Origin of the sequence: Collinsella sp. CLA-JM-H32B (assembly GCF_040098065.1) — a bacterium.
Taxonomy (GTDB): Bacteria; Actinomycetota; Coriobacteriia; order Coriobacteriales; family Coriobacteriaceae; genus Collinsella.
Genome location: NZ_JBBNNA010000004.1, coordinates 132,395 through 147,825, shown reverse-complemented (window position 1 = coordinate 147,825; position 15,431 = coordinate 132,395). Strand labels below are relative to the sequence as shown.

Annotated in this window: 14 protein-coding genes; 6 read left to right on the top strand and 8 right to left on the bottom strand. The window is 59.6% G+C overall.

Annotation, left to right across the window (positions count from 1 at the left end; genetic code table 11):
* Positions 1–353 precede the first annotated feature (353 nt).
* From AAA138_RS04450 to rnd, 6 genes are all read right to left on the bottom strand, one after another.
* Positions 354–1,007 carry a LysR family transcriptional regulator gene (locus AAA138_RS04450; protein WP_349089696.1) on the bottom strand — a complete coding sequence of 218 codons (654 nt, stop codon included), beginning with the start codon at positions 1,005–1,007 and terminating at the stop codon, positions 354–356.
* Between the two features lie 41 nt (positions 1,008–1,048).
* Positions 1,049–1,384, bottom strand: a complete 336-nt coding sequence (locus AAA138_RS04445; protein ID WP_035137921.1) for a histidine triad nucleotide-binding protein — start codon at positions 1,382–1,384, stop codon at positions 1,049–1,051.
* Positions 1,385–1,538: 154 nt separating this feature from the next.
* Complete coding sequence (xseB, locus tag AAA138_RS04440; RefSeq protein ID WP_006234311.1) at positions 1,539–1,805, bottom strand: exodeoxyribonuclease VII small subunit; 267 nt, start codon at positions 1,803–1,805, stop codon at positions 1,539–1,541.
* 42 nt (positions 1,806–1,847) lie between these two features.
* A complete protein-coding gene (xseA, locus tag AAA138_RS04435; protein ID WP_349089695.1) occupies positions 1,848–3,299 on the bottom strand; it encodes an exodeoxyribonuclease VII large subunit in 1,452 nt (483 codons plus the stop codon).
* 159 nt (positions 3,300–3,458) lie between these two features.
* The gene (locus AAA138_RS04430; protein WP_117735251.1) at positions 3,459–4,163 is read right to left on the bottom strand and encodes a zinc metallopeptidase; all 705 of its coding nucleotides are present in this window, start codon (positions 4,161–4,163) and stop codon (positions 3,459–3,461) included.
* A 64-nt stretch (positions 4,164–4,227) separates the two neighbouring features.
* Complete coding sequence (gene rnd, locus AAA138_RS04425; RefSeq protein WP_117797979.1) at positions 4,228–5,361, bottom strand: ribonuclease D; 1,134 nt, start codon at positions 5,359–5,361, stop codon at positions 4,228–4,230.
* Positions 5,362–5,459: 98 nt separating this feature from the next.
* Between rnd and AAA138_RS04420 the strand changes: the two genes are divergently transcribed.
* The 5 genes from AAA138_RS04420 to AAA138_RS04400 all read left to right on the top strand — a co-directional run bounded on the left by AAA138_RS04420 (position 5,460) and on the right by AAA138_RS04400 (position 12,268).
* Positions 5,460–6,377: a diacylglycerol kinase family protein gene (locus AAA138_RS04420; protein WP_022094107.1), complete on the top strand. Its 918-nt coding sequence runs from the start codon at positions 5,460–5,462 to the stop codon at positions 6,375–6,377.
* Between the two features lie 410 nt (positions 6,378–6,787).
* Positions 6,788–8,587 (top strand): C69 family dipeptidase, encoded by a 1,800-nt coding sequence (locus tag AAA138_RS04415; RefSeq protein WP_349089694.1) that lies wholly within the window; start codon positions 6,788–6,790, stop codon positions 8,585–8,587.
* Between the two features lie 405 nt (positions 8,588–8,992).
* On the top strand, positions 8,993–9,565 hold the full coding sequence (locus tag AAA138_RS04410; RefSeq protein ID WP_349089692.1) for a hypothetical protein: 573 nt from the start codon (positions 8,993–8,995) through the stop codon (positions 9,563–9,565).
* Between the two features lie 212 nt (positions 9,566–9,777).
* Positions 9,778–11,529: an energy-coupling factor transporter ATPase gene (locus AAA138_RS04405; RefSeq protein WP_349089691.1), complete on the top strand. Its 1,752-nt coding sequence runs from the start codon at positions 9,778–9,780 to the stop codon at positions 11,527–11,529.
* The gene (locus AAA138_RS04400; protein WP_349089690.1) at positions 11,522–12,268 is read left to right on the top strand and encodes an energy-coupling factor transporter transmembrane component T; all 747 of its coding nucleotides are present in this window, start codon (positions 11,522–11,524) and stop codon (positions 12,266–12,268) included. Before AAA138_RS04405 ends, AAA138_RS04400 begins: the two co-directional genes overlap by 8 nt.
* A 124-nt stretch (positions 12,269–12,392) precedes the next feature.
* On the opposite strand, the gene AAA138_RS04395 is transcribed toward AAA138_RS04400, so the two are convergent.
* Positions 12,393–13,139 carry an aspartate/glutamate racemase family protein gene (locus AAA138_RS04395; protein ID WP_343007024.1) on the bottom strand — a complete coding sequence of 249 codons (747 nt, stop codon included), beginning with the start codon at positions 13,137–13,139 and terminating at the stop codon, positions 12,393–12,395.
* An 84-nt stretch (positions 13,140–13,223) separates the two neighbouring features.
* Positions 13,224–14,480, bottom strand: coding sequence for an ATP-grasp domain-containing protein (locus tag AAA138_RS04390; RefSeq protein ID WP_349089689.1), 1,257 nt, complete (start codon positions 14,478–14,480; stop codon positions 13,224–13,226).
* Positions 14,481–14,700: 220 nt separating this feature from the next.
* Between AAA138_RS04390 and AAA138_RS04385 the strand changes: the two genes are divergently transcribed.
* Positions 14,701–15,333, top strand: a complete 633-nt coding sequence (locus tag AAA138_RS04385; RefSeq protein ID WP_349089688.1) for an MOSC domain-containing protein — start codon at positions 14,701–14,703, stop codon at positions 15,331–15,333.
* Positions 15,334–15,431 lie beyond the last annotated feature (98 nt).

The window sequence follows — 15,431 nt, the reverse complement described above, 5'->3', positions numbered from 1 at the left end:
CCTCCAAGAGCCAATAACCCAAACCGAAATCTTGGAAAAGCATGAGGGCAGAGCCGTCAGCCATGTGTTACAAGGCGTCAACATTCACTTGACGCCACGAGGCCAAATGACCTCACGAAGCGAGATAACGCAATAGGTGAAGAAATACCGTCTGGTGTCGATCGGTCCAGGCATTTTGTCGATAGCAAAAGTAGATGGGCAAGGCTACGTCATGTGAGGCTTCAATGGAGCACTCGCTCACTTCCGATCCATCCGATGCGAGAGAAGAGCCAGAAAAACCCAATATCAATCCCCCGGCTTGAAGAAACTCAGTCTGCGCCCTGTTTCCGTATTCGACGTCGCGGAAACGGAAATTAACCAGCTGAGCTTCGGGACATTGATTGATTGATTGCATTGAGACAGGGCGACAAATTAATGGGAACAGCTAACCTGCCGCCCAGTAACTCACGAACGGTCATAGCACCCACAGATCGATGACCCGCTGGGCACGAAAGAACCTTGAGCTCCTTTTCACCCAAGTATTTCGAAGAAAGGACACTATCCCTTGGTTCCTCAAATGAGATGGCCGCATCCGAAATGCCAAGCACAAGTGATTCAAAGCATGTGGCCGTTGGCTGATGCCAAACATCAAGGTGAATCTGGGGGTGCGAGCTTTCAAACGAGTCGTACCAGTTTTCGGAAAAAAGACGCCCCCGCCCGTGAAGACAGGGGGCGTAAAGACGGAAGTGGCCGTCGGGCGAAACGCCGCCGTTCCCCGATTGAGCGTACTTTTTGAGATCGTCGACTTGTGCCAGGATCACGCGTGCACGACGCGCAAATTCTCTGCCCGCCGGAGACAAAACAGCCTCCCCCGCCGATCGGTCGAGCAAAACAATCTGATACTCAGATTCCAACTTTTTGATTGCCGACGAAACGGCCTGTGGGCTCACGTGAACGGCGCGAGCCGCTTTGCGCACGCCGCCGTAGTTCGCTACCGCTTGAAGGTATTCGAGTTGAGAAAGCTGCATAGGTTACTCCAAAGGCAGCCAAGGCGACGGGCTGTGCGTCCTCAGATGAGGTTCTCGCCCAGGTTCTTGCCGCCGAGGACATGCATGTGGAAGTGCATGACGGTCTGGCCGGCGTTGACGCCCTTGTTGGAGATGACGCGGAAGCCGTCCTCCAGACCCTTGGCCTTGGCGACCTCCTGGATGGCGTGAGCCATGGCGCCCATGGTCTCGGCAGGCACGTTGTCGGCGATGTCGCTGTAGTGCTTCTTGGGAATCACGAGCGTGTGGACCGGTGCCTGGGGGTTGAGGTCGTCGAAGGCGATGACCTGATCGTCCTCATAGACAACGGTCGAGGGGATCTCGTGGTTGGCAATTTTGCAGAAGATGCAATCACACATGGTTGGTTCCTTTCTCACAGACCAAGGTAGTCTTTTTGGGACGGGGCTTTTTTGACTACTTTTTCGCAAGCGCAAACACTTGGCAAGCCGTCGCGCAAGGGTAGTCAAAAAAGCCCCGTCCCAAAAGACTACCCCAAAGTAGGCTGCGAGATGGTTAGAATGAAAGGTTGTCGTCGGTGTTGGCGGCCTCGCCGTCGGCGAGCACGTCGTTGCCGTCGACGTCCTTAAGGAGCACCGAGACCTTCTGCTCGGCATCGGACAGGCGGGTGCGTAGGCTCTTGAGGAGCTCGACGCCGCGGGTGTAGCTCTCGAGCGACTCCTCGAGCTCCATGTCGCCCGACTCCAGGCTGCGGATGATGAGCTCCAGCTCCTGCGAGGCCTGCTTGTACGTAAGCTGCTCGACCGGGGTCTTCTCTGCCATATCTGTTTCCTTTCCTAAAGGTTTATCGCTATGAAACGCGGCCTACTCGACCGCGTTGACGGTTGCCGACACGTTACCGTCCGCCATGCGCACGCGAATGGCGTCGCCGGGCTTAAAGGTCTTGGCGTTCGTAGCCACGCCATCATCGCTGTACGCGATGGAGTAACCGCGGGCAAGTACCTTAAGCGGCGACAGGGCATCGAGCGACGCGGCAGCTCGGCCCAGATCGGACGCGGGCTTGCTGAGCATCGTGCGCCCCTGATGCTCCAGACGGGAGCTCGCGAGCGTGAGCGCATGGCGCTTGCCATCGAGCCCCGAGGTGCTTGCGATCAAGCGCTCGGGCAGACGCTCGAAGTTGGAGCGGAAGGCCCCAACCGAACGCGTTATGGCGCCGGACAGACGATCGGCCGTCAGGGCAAGCTCGGACTCGCGACGCTCGACCATAAACGTTGGATCGTTGAGGCACGGGCGGCACGCGGCCGCATCGAGCGCGTCGCCCAGACGAGCCGTATAGGTGTCCCAGGCACGACGACCGCGCTGGTCGAGCATTTCCAGATCGACCTGATCTGACCCGATCATCGATGCCATCGCAGCACTCAGACGCTGATGACGTGTCTCGAGCACATCGGCCAGCTCCGTCATAGCCGGCGCCACCGATTCTGCCGCTGCCGTTGGCGTGGAGGCGCGACGGTCGCTCACCATGTCGCAGATCGAGGTATCGGGCTCATGCCCAATGCCCGTCACCACAGGCACGGGACAGGCTGCCACCGCGCGGGCAAGCTCCTCGTCGTTAAAGGTCATGAGGTCCTCAAAGGAACCGCCGCCACGCACGAGCAAAATGCAATCGGGCGCCGGTGTAATGGCAGCGGCGCGGCGCAAGCCTTCAATAAGCTCTGCCGGTGCACCCTCGCCCTGGACCTTTGCGCCCACGCAGACAAGCTCGACGAGCGGGTTGCGACGGCGCAGCGTACGCTTGACGTCGTCGATTACGGCGCCCGAAAGCGAGGTGACGACCGCCACACGCGAGCAAAACACCGGAATGTGACGTTTGCGCGCCTCGTCCATCAGGCCCTCGCGACGCAGCTTTTCGGCCAGTTGCGCCACTTGTTGACGCAGCAGACCCTCCCCCGCCAGCGAGAATGAGCGAGCGACAAAGCTCATACGACCCGTGGGCTTGTAGAGGTTGAAGCTGCCCTTAAAGCTCACCTGCATGCCGTCGCGCAGATCGAAGGTGCGCTTAAGGTAGGCGCCCTTCCAGATGATGCAGTCGACGGCCGCCGAGTCGTCCTTGATTTGGAAGTAGCAGTGGCCGCTTCGGGCATTGGGACCACGAAAACCCGTGACCTCGCCCAAAACGCTCAGCTGCGGAATGGCATCGAGCGCGCCGGCGGCGATCTCCACCGCTTGGCTCACGCTAAGCTCTTTGCGCTCCTGATCGTCCGAACCGTCGAACTCGGCGGAAACGGCATTGCCGGTTAGGTTCCAGCCTGCCACGCAGCCCCCTTTCGTCATCGTGCACAAGGGCTCCGGCCCCGTGCAAATTTAAGTCCAACACATAGTACAGCGCCGCGAGGACACGAATCCCCGCGGCGCCTGCCTGTCCTATTTGTTATCGGTTGGAATTTCTGTTGTAGCGAGCCATCATCCTATTTGTTATCGGTTGGAATTTCTGTTGTAGCGAGCCATCAGGTAGAGCAGTTGAATGATCGAAGTGAGCGCTGCGGCCACATAGGTAAGCGCGGCTGCCGTCAGCACCTTCTTGGCGCCGTTGACCTGCTTGGAACTCATGCCCGACTGTTCGATATACGCCACGGCGCGGCGACTGGCATCGATCTCGACCGGCAGCGTAACCAGCTGGAACAGCACGCTAAACGAGAAGAAGACCAGCGCGAGGGTCGTGAGCCCCGCGATGTTCATGAACAGGCCCATGAGCAGCACGATCGTCCAGGTGTTCTGGGTAAAGTTGACGACGGGGACCAAAGCGGTACGTACCTTCATCATGGCGTAACCGCTTTGGCGCTGGGCGGCATGGCCCGCCTCGTGGCAGGCGACGGCAACACTTGCGACCGACCCGCCCGAACGGTTGGCATCCGACAGATACAGGTTGTTGTCCTGCGGGTTGTAATGATCGGTGAGCTCGCCGGCAACGCCCTTGATGCCCACGGCGCTACAACCGTTGGCGTCGAGCATGCGGCGAGCGACCGTGGCACCCGTATCGCCGTCCGAGCGAACCTTAGACCACGTCTTGTACGTCGAGTTGATATAGCTCTGCGCGGCAAGGCCAAGCACCGTGCAGACAAGAACAACCAGCAGGTACAGCGGGTCAATGCCAAAGCCATATCCATAGTAATAAGGCATGCGAATTCCTCCGAATCGAGTTACACGTTGGAGGCATTCTACCCACTCAGCCGACTAGGCTTCCCTATAACAACTCAATCTTTCCGTCCTTCACGGTGAGTCCCATGTTGCCCGAGAGCAGATCGTCCAGGCGCGAGCCCACGAGCTCAAAGCGCCAGCCTTCGCGCAGGGGGCTCTGCTCGGGATGCTCAATATAGTCGGCCAGGTCATCGCGCGAGGCAATGACCGAGGTCGCCACGCCCGAGCGCTCGGCAACCAGGCGAATGAGCGCATACATCAGGTCCGTCACGCTCTCCAACTCCGGCGAAATCTGACGGTGCCCGCGCACCATGAGCGGCAGGCGATCGTGTGGGCAGCTCGCACCGCGCTTAATGGCCATGAGCGCGCCGTCCACGTCGCGCTCCCCCAGCTGGTCGGTACCGCGAATGCTGCGGAACTCCTCAACACGAACGGGATTACGTTTAACCAGGGCCAGCAGCGTATCGTCGGACATGACCCACTTGCGCGGGATGTTGCGGCGCTCGGCGCGGTCCTCGCGCCAAGCGGCAAGCTCGCGCGCGATACCCAGCTGATGGCGGCTACACGAGTTGATGCGCTTGACCTTGCGGAATGCCTCATGGCGGTCGGCGCGGTAGTGCGACTCGTCGGCCAGCGGACGCAACTCGTCGAGCACCCAGTCCACCCGGCCCAGCTCGCGCAGGCGACTCATCATCTCGGTATAGGCGACAATCAGGTACTTGACGTCATCGATCGCGTACTCGACCTGCTTATCAGTCAGCGGGCGGCGCGACCAGTCGGTCAGCGACTCGGTCTTGGGCAATGAGACGCCACAAAACGTCTGCACGAGCGCGCCGTAGGAAATCTGCTGGCGCTCGCCCAAAAAGGCGGCGGCCACCTGCGTGTCAAAAATGGGACGCGGCAGCACGCCCACGGTATGGAGCATGACCTCCATATCCTGCGAGCAGGCGTGGAAGACCTTAGTCACGCTCTCGTCGGCCATAAGCTCGGCAAGCGGCGACAGGTCGTCGATCACCAAAGGATCGACCGCGACGCTCTCGGCAGGGGTGGCAATCTGAACCAAGCACAGGCGCGGGTGGAACGTGCGCTCGCGCAAAAACTCGGTATCGACGGCAATCGCGTCAAACTCACGGGCGCGCTGGCAAAAGTCGAGCAGAGCCTGATGTGTGGAAATGTACATATCAACCCATCGAATAAGGTTAGGCCCGAAAAACACGGGTAGGATATCGGCATTGCCCTACAACTATACTCGGTTAGTCACAGAACGGGAACGTAAGTATGCGCTGCCTTATCATCCACAACCCGGCATCGGGCCCCAGCTCAGATGAAATCTACGCGTTCACGCACGCCCTCGCGCAGGGCGGCGACGAGGTCGTGATGCGCTTTATCGGCGATGGCATGGAACCCGAGGACGCCGTGGCAGACGTGCGCGAGTTTGATCGCGTGGTCGTTTCGGGCGGCGACGGCACCGTCTCCAACGTGCTCGACCAGATGCGCGGGTGCGGTGTCCCCACGCTCGTCTTCCCCTCCGGCACAGCCTGCCTGTTCTTTAACAACATCGGTAATGCCCCCGAGGCAGCGGCGCTTGCCAAGGCTTGCCGCGCCGGTCGCACGGTCAAAGTGGACATGGGCGAGCTCTTTTGGCTCGACGAGAACGGCAACGAGAAGCGCCACGGCTTTATCATCATCGCCGGCTCGGGCTTCGACGCCGAGATCATGATGAAGGCCGCCCCCGCCAAAAACGACATCGGCGAGATCGCCTATTTCCTGTCGGCGCTCGCCACACCCAACCCCACGGTGGCGCATTTTACGATTGAGCATGACGGCATTGTCGAGGAGCTCGATGGCATCTGCTGCATGGCCGGCAACACCTCGGTCATTCAAAACGACATCAACCTGTTCCCCGATTGCCGCATGAACGACGGCATGGTCGACATCGCGGTCATCGAGCCCGTAAAAACCGTCCAGCTCCTGCCCACCGTGATCACCGCCGCACTCGACCCCGCCGGCAAGGTGCTCGGCCGTCCGCAGTTCAAGATCATCCAGACCAAGGAAGCCAAGATCACCTGCACGCCGTCGCTGGGCATGCAGTTCGATGGCGAGATCATCTCCAGCAACTCGGGCGTCTTTGGTGCCCGCGCGCTTCCGCAATGCCTCGATCTCATCGTCGACGAATTCTCCCCGCTCGGAAAATAGGAGGACCCCATGAACGACAACCCCCTGATTGGCTTTATCGTCATCGTCTTGGCCATGCTCGTCGGCTATGCGATTAACGTGATCCACCGCCGGAAGAAGTAATTCCACATTGGTATGATATTCATCCAATTATCGTCTCCCCCGTTGTTTATGCATTTGCCAGACAGCGGGGGATTTTTCTTTGTGCCCCGTGCAAGGCGCTTTATTCAGATACAGTAATTGCAGGGCGTCTTTATTTAACTAAAGCTAGATAATGAGTATTCTTGTCCGCTCATCGCATATTTTAGGACGCTCATCGAGTATTTCATCGAAATAGATGAATACTATTTAGACTTCCGATAGGCTAATAGATGTATTTATTAGCTGAAATCCTGCACGGTTCCGCGGGGTTTCAACGGTTGGGAGGGATCATGAGGTTTACTCATCCTGTCAACACGCTCAAAAAGCTCGGCTGCGGCCTTGCGTTTGGAGCAGCGGCCATCATGGCCATGCCGACTTCGGCGCTCGCCTGCACCCAGATCTACATGGGCAGCAAGCTTACGGCAGACGGCAACACGTACTACGGCCGTTCCGAGGACTTCGGTCCGCGCTATGTCAAGCACTTTGGCATTGAGCCCGCACACAAGGACGGCAACAAGTACACCTCGGTCGAGTCCGGTTTTGAGTACAAGTCCAAGGGCGCAACCTACCGCTACACCTTCGTTCGCGACAACCCCTCTCAGTGGGAAGATCGCTACGACGCATATTCCGAGGCTGGCATCAACGAGAAGGGCGTTTCCTGCTCTGCCACGCTGAGCACCTCCTATAACGAGAAGGCCGAAGAGGCCGATCCCATCACCGAGGAGACTGGCATTGGCGAGTACAGCTATGCCAGCGTCATCCTGGGCGAGAGTGCCACGGCCCGCGAGGGCGTCGAGCTCATCGGCAGCCTGATCGACGAGCAGGGCGTCTGCTCCAACGACCAGATCATCATCGCCGACAGCACCGAGACCTGGCTGTTCGCCGCGCTTTCCGGCCATCAGTGGATTGCTATGAAGCTCGCCGATGACATCGCCTCGCTCAACCCCAACATCGGCAACCTCACCTATAACGTAGACCTCGATGACACCGAGAACTGTCTCCATTCCGAGGGCATCGAGTCCATGCCCAAGGAGAAGGGCTTTGCCGAGTACACCGACGGCAAGTTCGACGTCGCCAAAACCTACGGCGAGGAGATCGGCGAGGCCGGTATGCACCAGTGGTCGCGCTATATCCAGGGTCGCGATTACTTCATGGCCCCGCTGGCTGAAGGCACTGACTACGAGATCGTGAAGGACGAGCGTGAAGATGCTCGCGCCACGACCGGCGCCCTGGTCCACGAGATGCAGCCGCTGTTCTTCCAGCCCGGCAAGTCCGACTGGAACACCTTCGAGATGATCCGTTCCTTCGCCGCCCGCGGCGAGAATGTCGCCGGCCTCAACGCCAACACCGACGGCGCCTATGCCATCGGCTCCAACCGCAACACCGAGATCCACACCTTCCAGATTCGTCACGGCATGGATCCCGAAATCGCGACCATCCAGTGGGAGATGCTCTCCAACGCCGAGTTCTCCGTCGCCATCCCCCTCTACTCTGCACTGCTCACCGAGGTCAGCCCCTACTTTAGCGATCAGGATGTCTCCTTCGATCACTGCGAAGAGGAAGACGTCGTGAACAACGAGGAACCCAAGAACTCCATCAACTACGTCCTCATGGACATCAACACGCTCGCCTATGAGAACCGCGACCACTGCGCCACCGGCGTCCGCGCCTACCTCGATGCGCTGCAGAAGGAACTCATCGAGCAGAACCTGACCGTCGACGAGGCCATGCAGGCCGCCGAGGACACCGAGGCGCGCACCGCCCTGGCCAACAAGGCCGGCAAGGCTGCCACCAAGAACACCTACCTCAAGTGCAAGGCCATGCTCGAGGAGATGCGTGACTACCTTAAGGAGGGCGACTTCTCCGAGGAGTTCGTCCCGAGCGACTACGATGCCGACAACGACTGCCTGGTCGAGTCCATCACCTACGCCGACGAGGCCCTCTCCGATGAGGACGTTGCTGAGCCCGAGGTTGAGGAAGAGGCAACCGAGGAGAAGTCCGAGGGCAACAACATGGCCGCCATGGCCGTTGGCGCCGTCGTCATCATCGGTGTCTGCGGCTTCGTGCTCTATCGTCGCAAGAAGGCATAAGAACCCCCACCTTAAGGCGCGGGTGGGATGGCCAAGGTCGCCCGCCCGCGCAGCCGCCCATTCGACCGGCGGGAAACGTCGCCGAAATCTTTTCAAAAAAGATTTCCCCGCACACACTTTGCTGTGCTATAGTGCAGCGCAACAGCAACTAGGTGCGACCGCGCCACGGCATCACGAAAGGAGCCACCAACATGAAGAACACGATGAAGCCTCTCAACAACTGGTGGTGGCGTGATGCGAATACGATCGGTCGACAGTGAGTCCCTCACGCCTGTTTTGCGCTCTAGGTGATTGGAAGGCCTCCGGTTTCGACCGGGGGCCTTTTTCTATCTCGAGCCCAATCGCATTCGCATCGCGCGCCTCCGCTTTCTTCTCTTTCACTTCCCCTCCGAAAGGATTTTCACCATGTCTCAGAACACCACCACCGCCCAGCCCCGCACCGTCCAGACCGCCGACCGCGGCAAACTCGACGTCCGTGCCCTTGTCTTGCTCGCCATCCTGCTTGCCGCTGGCTTCATCCTCAACTTCACCGTCGGCAAGGCTATCTCCGGCATCTCGGGCGGTATGATCAGCCCCGAGTTCATTATCTCGGCCTTCTGCCTCACTATCCTGGTCGTGCGCCCCAACATCGGTCAGGCACTCGTCATCGGCCTGATCTCGGCCGCCGTGATCCAGATCACCACCACCTCGCCGTTTGTCGATTTTGCCGCCGAGGGCATCGCTGCCATGCTCATGGCCGTCATTGTCAACGCTGCCGCCAAGGACGGCCAGGTTAAGCCCGCCGTCGCCATCGTTGCAGCCTTCGTGACCACCTTTGTCTCGGGCGTCATCTTCATGGTCATCAAGATGGCCATGCTCGGCGTGGTGAGCGAGCTCGCCGCTGCCATGCTGCCCGTCGTCGCCATGACCGCCGTCTTTAACGCCATCCTGGTCGGCGCTCTCTACTTGCCCATCCAGAAGGCCCTTAGGCTCAATTAAGCCGCTCGGCTTTACGAGCCACCCCATCTTGGCGTTCATTCGTCGCTCGCGTACCCAAGTACGCTTCGCTCCTCTTTCGCGCCAACCTAGGGCCCCTCGTAAAGCCGTCTCCGTGCTTCACCACCAAAGACTGTCCCAAACAGCTAGCTTTTGGGGACGTTCTTAAACGACTAGTCATGTAAGAACGTCCCCAATGACTATGAAAGGTATCCATGGAAACGATCATCAACGTCGACGATGTCTCGTTCTCCTATGGCACGCAGACCGAGCAGGCGCTTAAGCATATCTCGCTCGGCGTGAACAGGGGAGATTTTATCGGCATTATCGGGCCTTCGGGCGCCGGTAAGTCCACACTTGCCGCCTGTCTGTCGGGCGCCGTACCTCGCCACTACACCGGCGCCTTTTATGGCTCCGTGTTAGTTGACGGCCACGACACCTGCGAGGTCTCGCTCACCGACATATCGCAGATCGTCGGCAGCGTATTGCAGGACATCGACACGCAAATGGTCGCCTCGGTCGTCGAGGACGAGATGCTTTTTGGCCTGGAGAACTTTGGCGTTCCCCACGACCAGATCGAGCAACGTGTGAGCGAGACGCTTGAGACCGTCGGTATCAGCGACCTGCGCGACCGCGAGATCGCCACCCTCTCAGGCGGCCAAAAGCAAAAGGTTGCCATCGCCGCCATCCTCGCCATGCGTCCGCGCGTGCTCGTGCTCGACGAACCCACCGCGGCGCTCGACCCCGCCAGCTCCACGCTGGTCTTCGAGACCCTGCGTGAGGCCAACCGTGCACTCGGCATCACCATCGTCGTCGTTGAGCAAAAAGTCGCCCTGCTTTCGGAGTATTGCAACCGCGTGCTCGTGCTCAATCATGGCGAAATCGCGCTACAGGGCGAGCCGCACGAGGTCTTCGCACACGCCGATGAGCTCCGCGCCATCGGCGTTGATTGCCCGCGTGTCACGCGCATTTTCAACAGCCTCGAGGCCGACGGCCTGGCCAGCGGCACTCCCTGTTTGGATGTTGATGAGGCCGAGCGCCTGATTACGGGCATCGTCGACCCCGCACACGCAAGCAGCGACATTCAGGCACCATCCGGCTCGCCGCACGCACCGTCGTTGCGCCCGCACGCCAAAGACGCCGAGCCCGTGCTCACCTTCGATCACGTTGAGTTTGCCTATCCCAATGGCGGCGCCGCCGTCCACGACCTCAACCTGACCCTCTATCCCGGCGAGCTCGTGGGTATCGTCGGCCAAAACGGCGCCGGCAAGACCACGCTCACCAAGCTGCTTACAGGCCTGCTTAAGCCCGCCTCGGGCAGCGTGCGCGTCACGGGACTGGATACCGCAGCCGTTCCCACGAGCCGCATCGCCCGCGAAGTCGCAACCCTCTTCCAAAACCCCGACCGCCAGATCTGCAAGGAAACCGTGCTCGACGAGGTCGCCTTTGGCCTGGAGCTTGCCGGCATCGACCGTGCCGAGGCGCTGCGTCGCGCCCAGCTCGTCATCGACCGCTTTGGCTTGCCGGCCGACGAGGCGCCCTTCTCGCTCTCGCGCGGTCAGCGCCAGATGGTGGCACTCGCCTCCGTCGTGGTCGTAGAGCCCAAAATCGTGGTACTCGACGAGCCCACGAGCGGCCTTGACTACCGCGAGTGCATGACCGTCATGGAAACCGTGCGCACCATGGCCGAGCGCGGCTGCGCTGTAATCATGGTCTGTCACGACATGGAAGTCGTCTCCGACTTTGCCGAGCGCATCGTAGTCATGGCCGACGGCCGCATCCTCGAGCGCGGCCGCACGCACGAGCTGTTCTCGAACATCGAGCTCATGCAGCGAGCCTACGTTGAGCCACCCCAGGTCATAGAGCTTTCTCGTCGCCTGACATCCTCCGTCTCTCCCGCCTTTGCACAGGTGAGCGAGGTCACCGATATCGTTCGCATTACCGAGGAGATGGTCAACCGTGGTTAACGTCATCGACTACATGCCGGGCGACACACTGCTGCACCGCTTGAACCCGGTCGTCAAACTGGGTCTTGCCGCCGCCATCATCATCGGCATCTTCTTGTCTGACACCTACATGGCACTGTTGGGCTTTTTGGCGCTCACCCTTGCACTGGGCGCCTACGCCGGCGTCGCCGACCGTCTGCTCGCACTGCTCAAGCTGCTGATTCCGCTCGCGCTCATCATGCTGGTGCTTCAGCTGGCCTTTATGCGCGACGGCAACATGGCGTGGGGCTTTATCACCGACACGGGCCTCATTACCGGATCGAAGGCCTGCCTACGCCTGTTGGGCGTGGCGCTGCCACTCATCCTCATGCTTATGGTGACCAAGCTCAACGACCTCGCCAACGCCTGCGTCGAGGTGCTGCACGTGCCATATCGTTATGCCTTCACCTTTACCACGGCACTGCGCTTTGTGCCGGTATTTGGCCAGGAAATGAACGCCATCATGGAGGCACAGACTGCACGCGGCGTCGAATACGACACTAGGAATCCCGTCAAGAAACTCAAGCTCATGCTGCCGCTGTGCGTGCCACTGCTTATCTCGAGCGTGGGCAAGACCGATGCCACCGCGCTTGCCGCCGAGCAACGCGGCTTCTACCTGCGCACGCGTGCGAGTTCGTATAAGCGCTACCCCATCAAAGGCCTGGATATCGCCGTACTTATCGTCAGCATCGCCCTTATCGCCATCGGTTTCCTGTTCTAGCAATCGCTGACAGCAACCGACAAACGCAAAAGGCCCCGGCTCGCATCAAACGAGCCGGGGCCTTTACTGTTTCACCAGATAAAACCTACCAAAATAAACCTGTCCCTTTTTGGCAGGTCGAGGGTTACAGGCGGTAGGGGACGCCGCTGCGAATGATGGACTCGCGTACCAGGACATCCATCGCATCGAGGGTGATCTCGGGCATCTCGCGATACTTCTGCAACACCGAAAGCTCCGTGCAGGCCAGGATGACGCGGTCGCAGCCGCTACGGGCGAACTCCCACATCACGCGGTCGAACTTATCCATATCGGGCTCGCGCCCGGCCTTCACATCGTCGTAGATGAGCGACATCACGTCGGCCTGACGCTTTTCACTGGGATAGACGACCTCAACGCCCGCGGTCTCACATTCGCGCCCATAGACGTCTGCGCCCACGGTACCGTCGGTGCCCATGATGCCGATCTTGTGCACCGGCTCGGCCGGCATACTCAGGTTGGGGTCGAACTCGCACTCCCCCATCACCGCGCCGGCCAGAGCATAGCGCACCGACTCGCGCGGCATGTGGATAATCGGCACCTTCGTAAACGACTGAATCTGGTCGTAGAAGTAGTGCGACGTGTTGCAGGGAATCGCTATGTGCGCGCAGCCCAGCGACTCGAGCGCCTGAGCGCACTCTTTCATGGTCGCCAGCAGCTCGGCATGCTCGCCGGTCTTGATGGCCAGCGTACGGTCGGGCATGGTCGACTTGGAAAGCACCACCATGTCGATATGCTCCTGGTCACAGGTAGCAGCCGTATGACGCACGACCTGGTCGTAGTAATACGACGTGGCCTCGGCGCCCATGCCGCCGATAACTCCCAGCTTTTCCATCGCCGCCTCCTTGGTGACGCCCACGCAATTGCGCGTATCATACCCGCGCCCGCCCGATACACACCGGACGGGCGCCACACTCGTCTACTTGTAATACGTCTTGAACAGCTTAAAGTGACGCAGCTTGGTGTGCCACATGCGCAACCAGCGGTTAAAGACAAAATCACCCTTCATAAACGAAGGATCGGCAGCCTTGCCCTCCTTGGCCAGGCGATGCGCCTTCGCACGCAGCTCGGGGTCCTTGACATACTTGTCAACGACGCCCATAGGAACGACCATCCACAGCGCCTCGTCCTGCGCCGTCACAAACTCCGGCTCAAACGGGCGGTTATAGACGTACTCATCCACCACGTATTTGGCAACGTTAAAGCCACTATTGGTGACATAGTAATTACTGCGTCCCTGACGCGTGTTGAAGTCGAAGAACTTAAACGAGCCATCGCGCTGGTCGTACTTGACGTCGAAGTTGGAGAAGCCCGTAAACTTAAGGTCCTCAAGCAGCTTGCGCACGCCACCCATGAGCTCGTCGTTGGGCTCAGTGATGATGCAGGCGTGGTTGCCGACACCATGGGGCTGATGCTCCTCGAGCAGCACGTGACCCAGGCACATCATGCGGACCTTGCCGTTGCGGTCGGAATAACTGGTGAGCACGCGCATGTACTCGTCGTTGCCGGGCACGCGGTCCTGCAAGATGAGGTCATCGGTGTAGCCGCTGGCGTACACATCGCGAATGACCTGCTCCAGCTCGGCGCGATCGGCAATCTCGTAGGCCTTCTTCTGACCCTCGAATTCGTGCTCCCACCACATGATGCCGTCAGAGGGCTTCAGAATCATCGGGAAGGGAAAGTCAATCTGGTCGAGCGCCTCGGCGGAAGCCTCGCCCTGAGCGTTGAGCATCGCCATGGTAAAGGTAAACGTGTGCGGATAGGGCACACCGTGCTTCTCGCACAGCTCGTAGAAGATCTCCTTTTTCTGGCACTGCTCGAGCATGCTGTAGGGCGCATAGGGCGCGATGACGTTCGAGGCAAGCTGGCCGGCGTCCTGAGCCTGCGCGGCGAGCGCGACGTAGTTGTCGCCGCAGCCCATGAGAATAATCTTCTTATCAGGATTGGCCTGTGCGACGCCGTTAACGGTCTCGATCATGACCGGCATGGTGTCGATATCCACGTTGGGCGTGTAATCGATAATTTGGCTGCGATACGCGGGGCCGGTCTGGTACTTGCCAAAAACCAGGCTCTTAACCTGATACTCCTCGTAGAAAGCGCGCGCCACCGAATACGCGTTGATGTCGCCGCCGAGCAGCACGGGGATAAACTCGCGCTCTGTAAACTGCAATGCCATGGAAACTTCCTATCTAGAACTGCCCACACGACGGGCGGTCTTTGTGCAACTGATTTATTCTAGCGTGCCGAGCCGCCGGCACCCAAAGCTCCACCGTATCTATGGCAATCGGCGTAATTATCCAGCACGAAGGCGGCGATCGCCGGTGTACGACAACGGGCAATGAACCCACCGTTGTTGTAGGATTCAACATGTTGCCCGCCCCGTCGAAAGGTACACTGTGCCCCAGGCTCATCCGATCAACAACCCCATCATTGACGCCGCAAAGCGCGAACTTGCGGATCGCGCCCAGATGGCAGCTCCCCTACGCACCGCAAACGATGCTTACAACGGGCCTACCCGCATCGTCTCAATCAACACGTCGGAGCACAAAGGCACGCGTAAGTCACCCGTCGCCGACGGGCACGACACCGTCATCGAGCAGTTTGGCCTCGCCTCCGATGCGCACGCCGGACATTGGCACCGCCAGGTCTCCTTTATAGCTGCAGAGTCTATCCAGACGGCGCAGGCGCGCGGGCTCGATGTGCACGAGGGCGACTTTGGTGAGAACTTCACAACCCAGGGCATCAACCTGCTCTCGCTCCCTCTGGGAACGCAGCTCAAGATTGGCAGCGAAGTACTCGTCGAAATCAGCCAGATCGGCAAAGTCTGCCACACCCGCTGTGCCATCTACTATCTCGCCGGCGACTGTATCTTCCCCCACGAGGGCATTTTTGGCGTCGTGCTGCAGGGCGGAGAAGTCCATATCGGTGACGACATACAGGTGGTCAGGCTCGGCGACGGTACCTGTTCCTTCACTCCCGCCGAGGCACTCAAAGAGATGGAGCAGGCTCGTCGCGAAGGGACCCTGTAGTTGCAAAACCCCACGTTAAGGTAGCTTTTACAGCCAAAAATCCCGTTGCAACAGGGTGCCGTAACGTTAAAGTTGAACTCTATGGTTTCTCAACAATT

Coding starts and splice junctions, on each gene's coding strand:
- rnd (WP_117797979.1), bottom strand. CDS start 5,361: ATGTACATTTCCACACATCAGGCTCTGCTCGACTTTTGCCAGCGCGCC.
- AAA138_RS04445 (WP_035137921.1), bottom strand. CDS start 1,384: ATGTGTGATTGCATCTTCTGCAAAATTGCCAACCACGAGATCCCCTCG.
- AAA138_RS04450 (WP_349089696.1), bottom strand. CDS start 1,007: ATGCAGCTTTCTCAACTCGAATACCTTCAAGCGGTAGCGAACTACGGC.
- AAA138_RS04410 (WP_349089692.1), top strand. CDS start 8,993: ATGTCTCAGAACACCACCACCGCCCAGCCCCGCACCGTCCAGACCGCC.
- AAA138_RS04390 (WP_349089689.1), bottom strand. CDS start 14,480: ATGGCATTGCAGTTTACAGAGCGCGAGTTTATCCCCGTGCTGCTCGGC.
- AAA138_RS04430 (WP_117735251.1), bottom strand. CDS start 4,163: ATGCCTTATTACTATGGATATGGCTTTGGCATTGACCCGCTGTACCTG.
- AAA138_RS04415 (WP_349089694.1), top strand. CDS start 6,788: ATGAGGTTTACTCATCCTGTCAACACGCTCAAAAAGCTCGGCTGCGGC.
- AAA138_RS04420 (WP_022094107.1), top strand. CDS start 5,460: ATGCGCTGCCTTATCATCCACAACCCGGCATCGGGCCCCAGCTCAGAT.
- AAA138_RS04395 (WP_343007024.1), bottom strand. CDS start 13,139: ATGGAAAAGCTGGGAGTTATCGGCGGCATGGGCGCCGAGGCCACGTCG.
- xseB (WP_006234311.1), bottom strand. CDS start 1,805: ATGGCAGAGAAGACCCCGGTCGAGCAGCTTACGTACAAGCAGGCCTCG.
- AAA138_RS04405 (WP_349089691.1), top strand. CDS start 9,778: ATGGAAACGATCATCAACGTCGACGATGTCTCGTTCTCCTATGGCACG.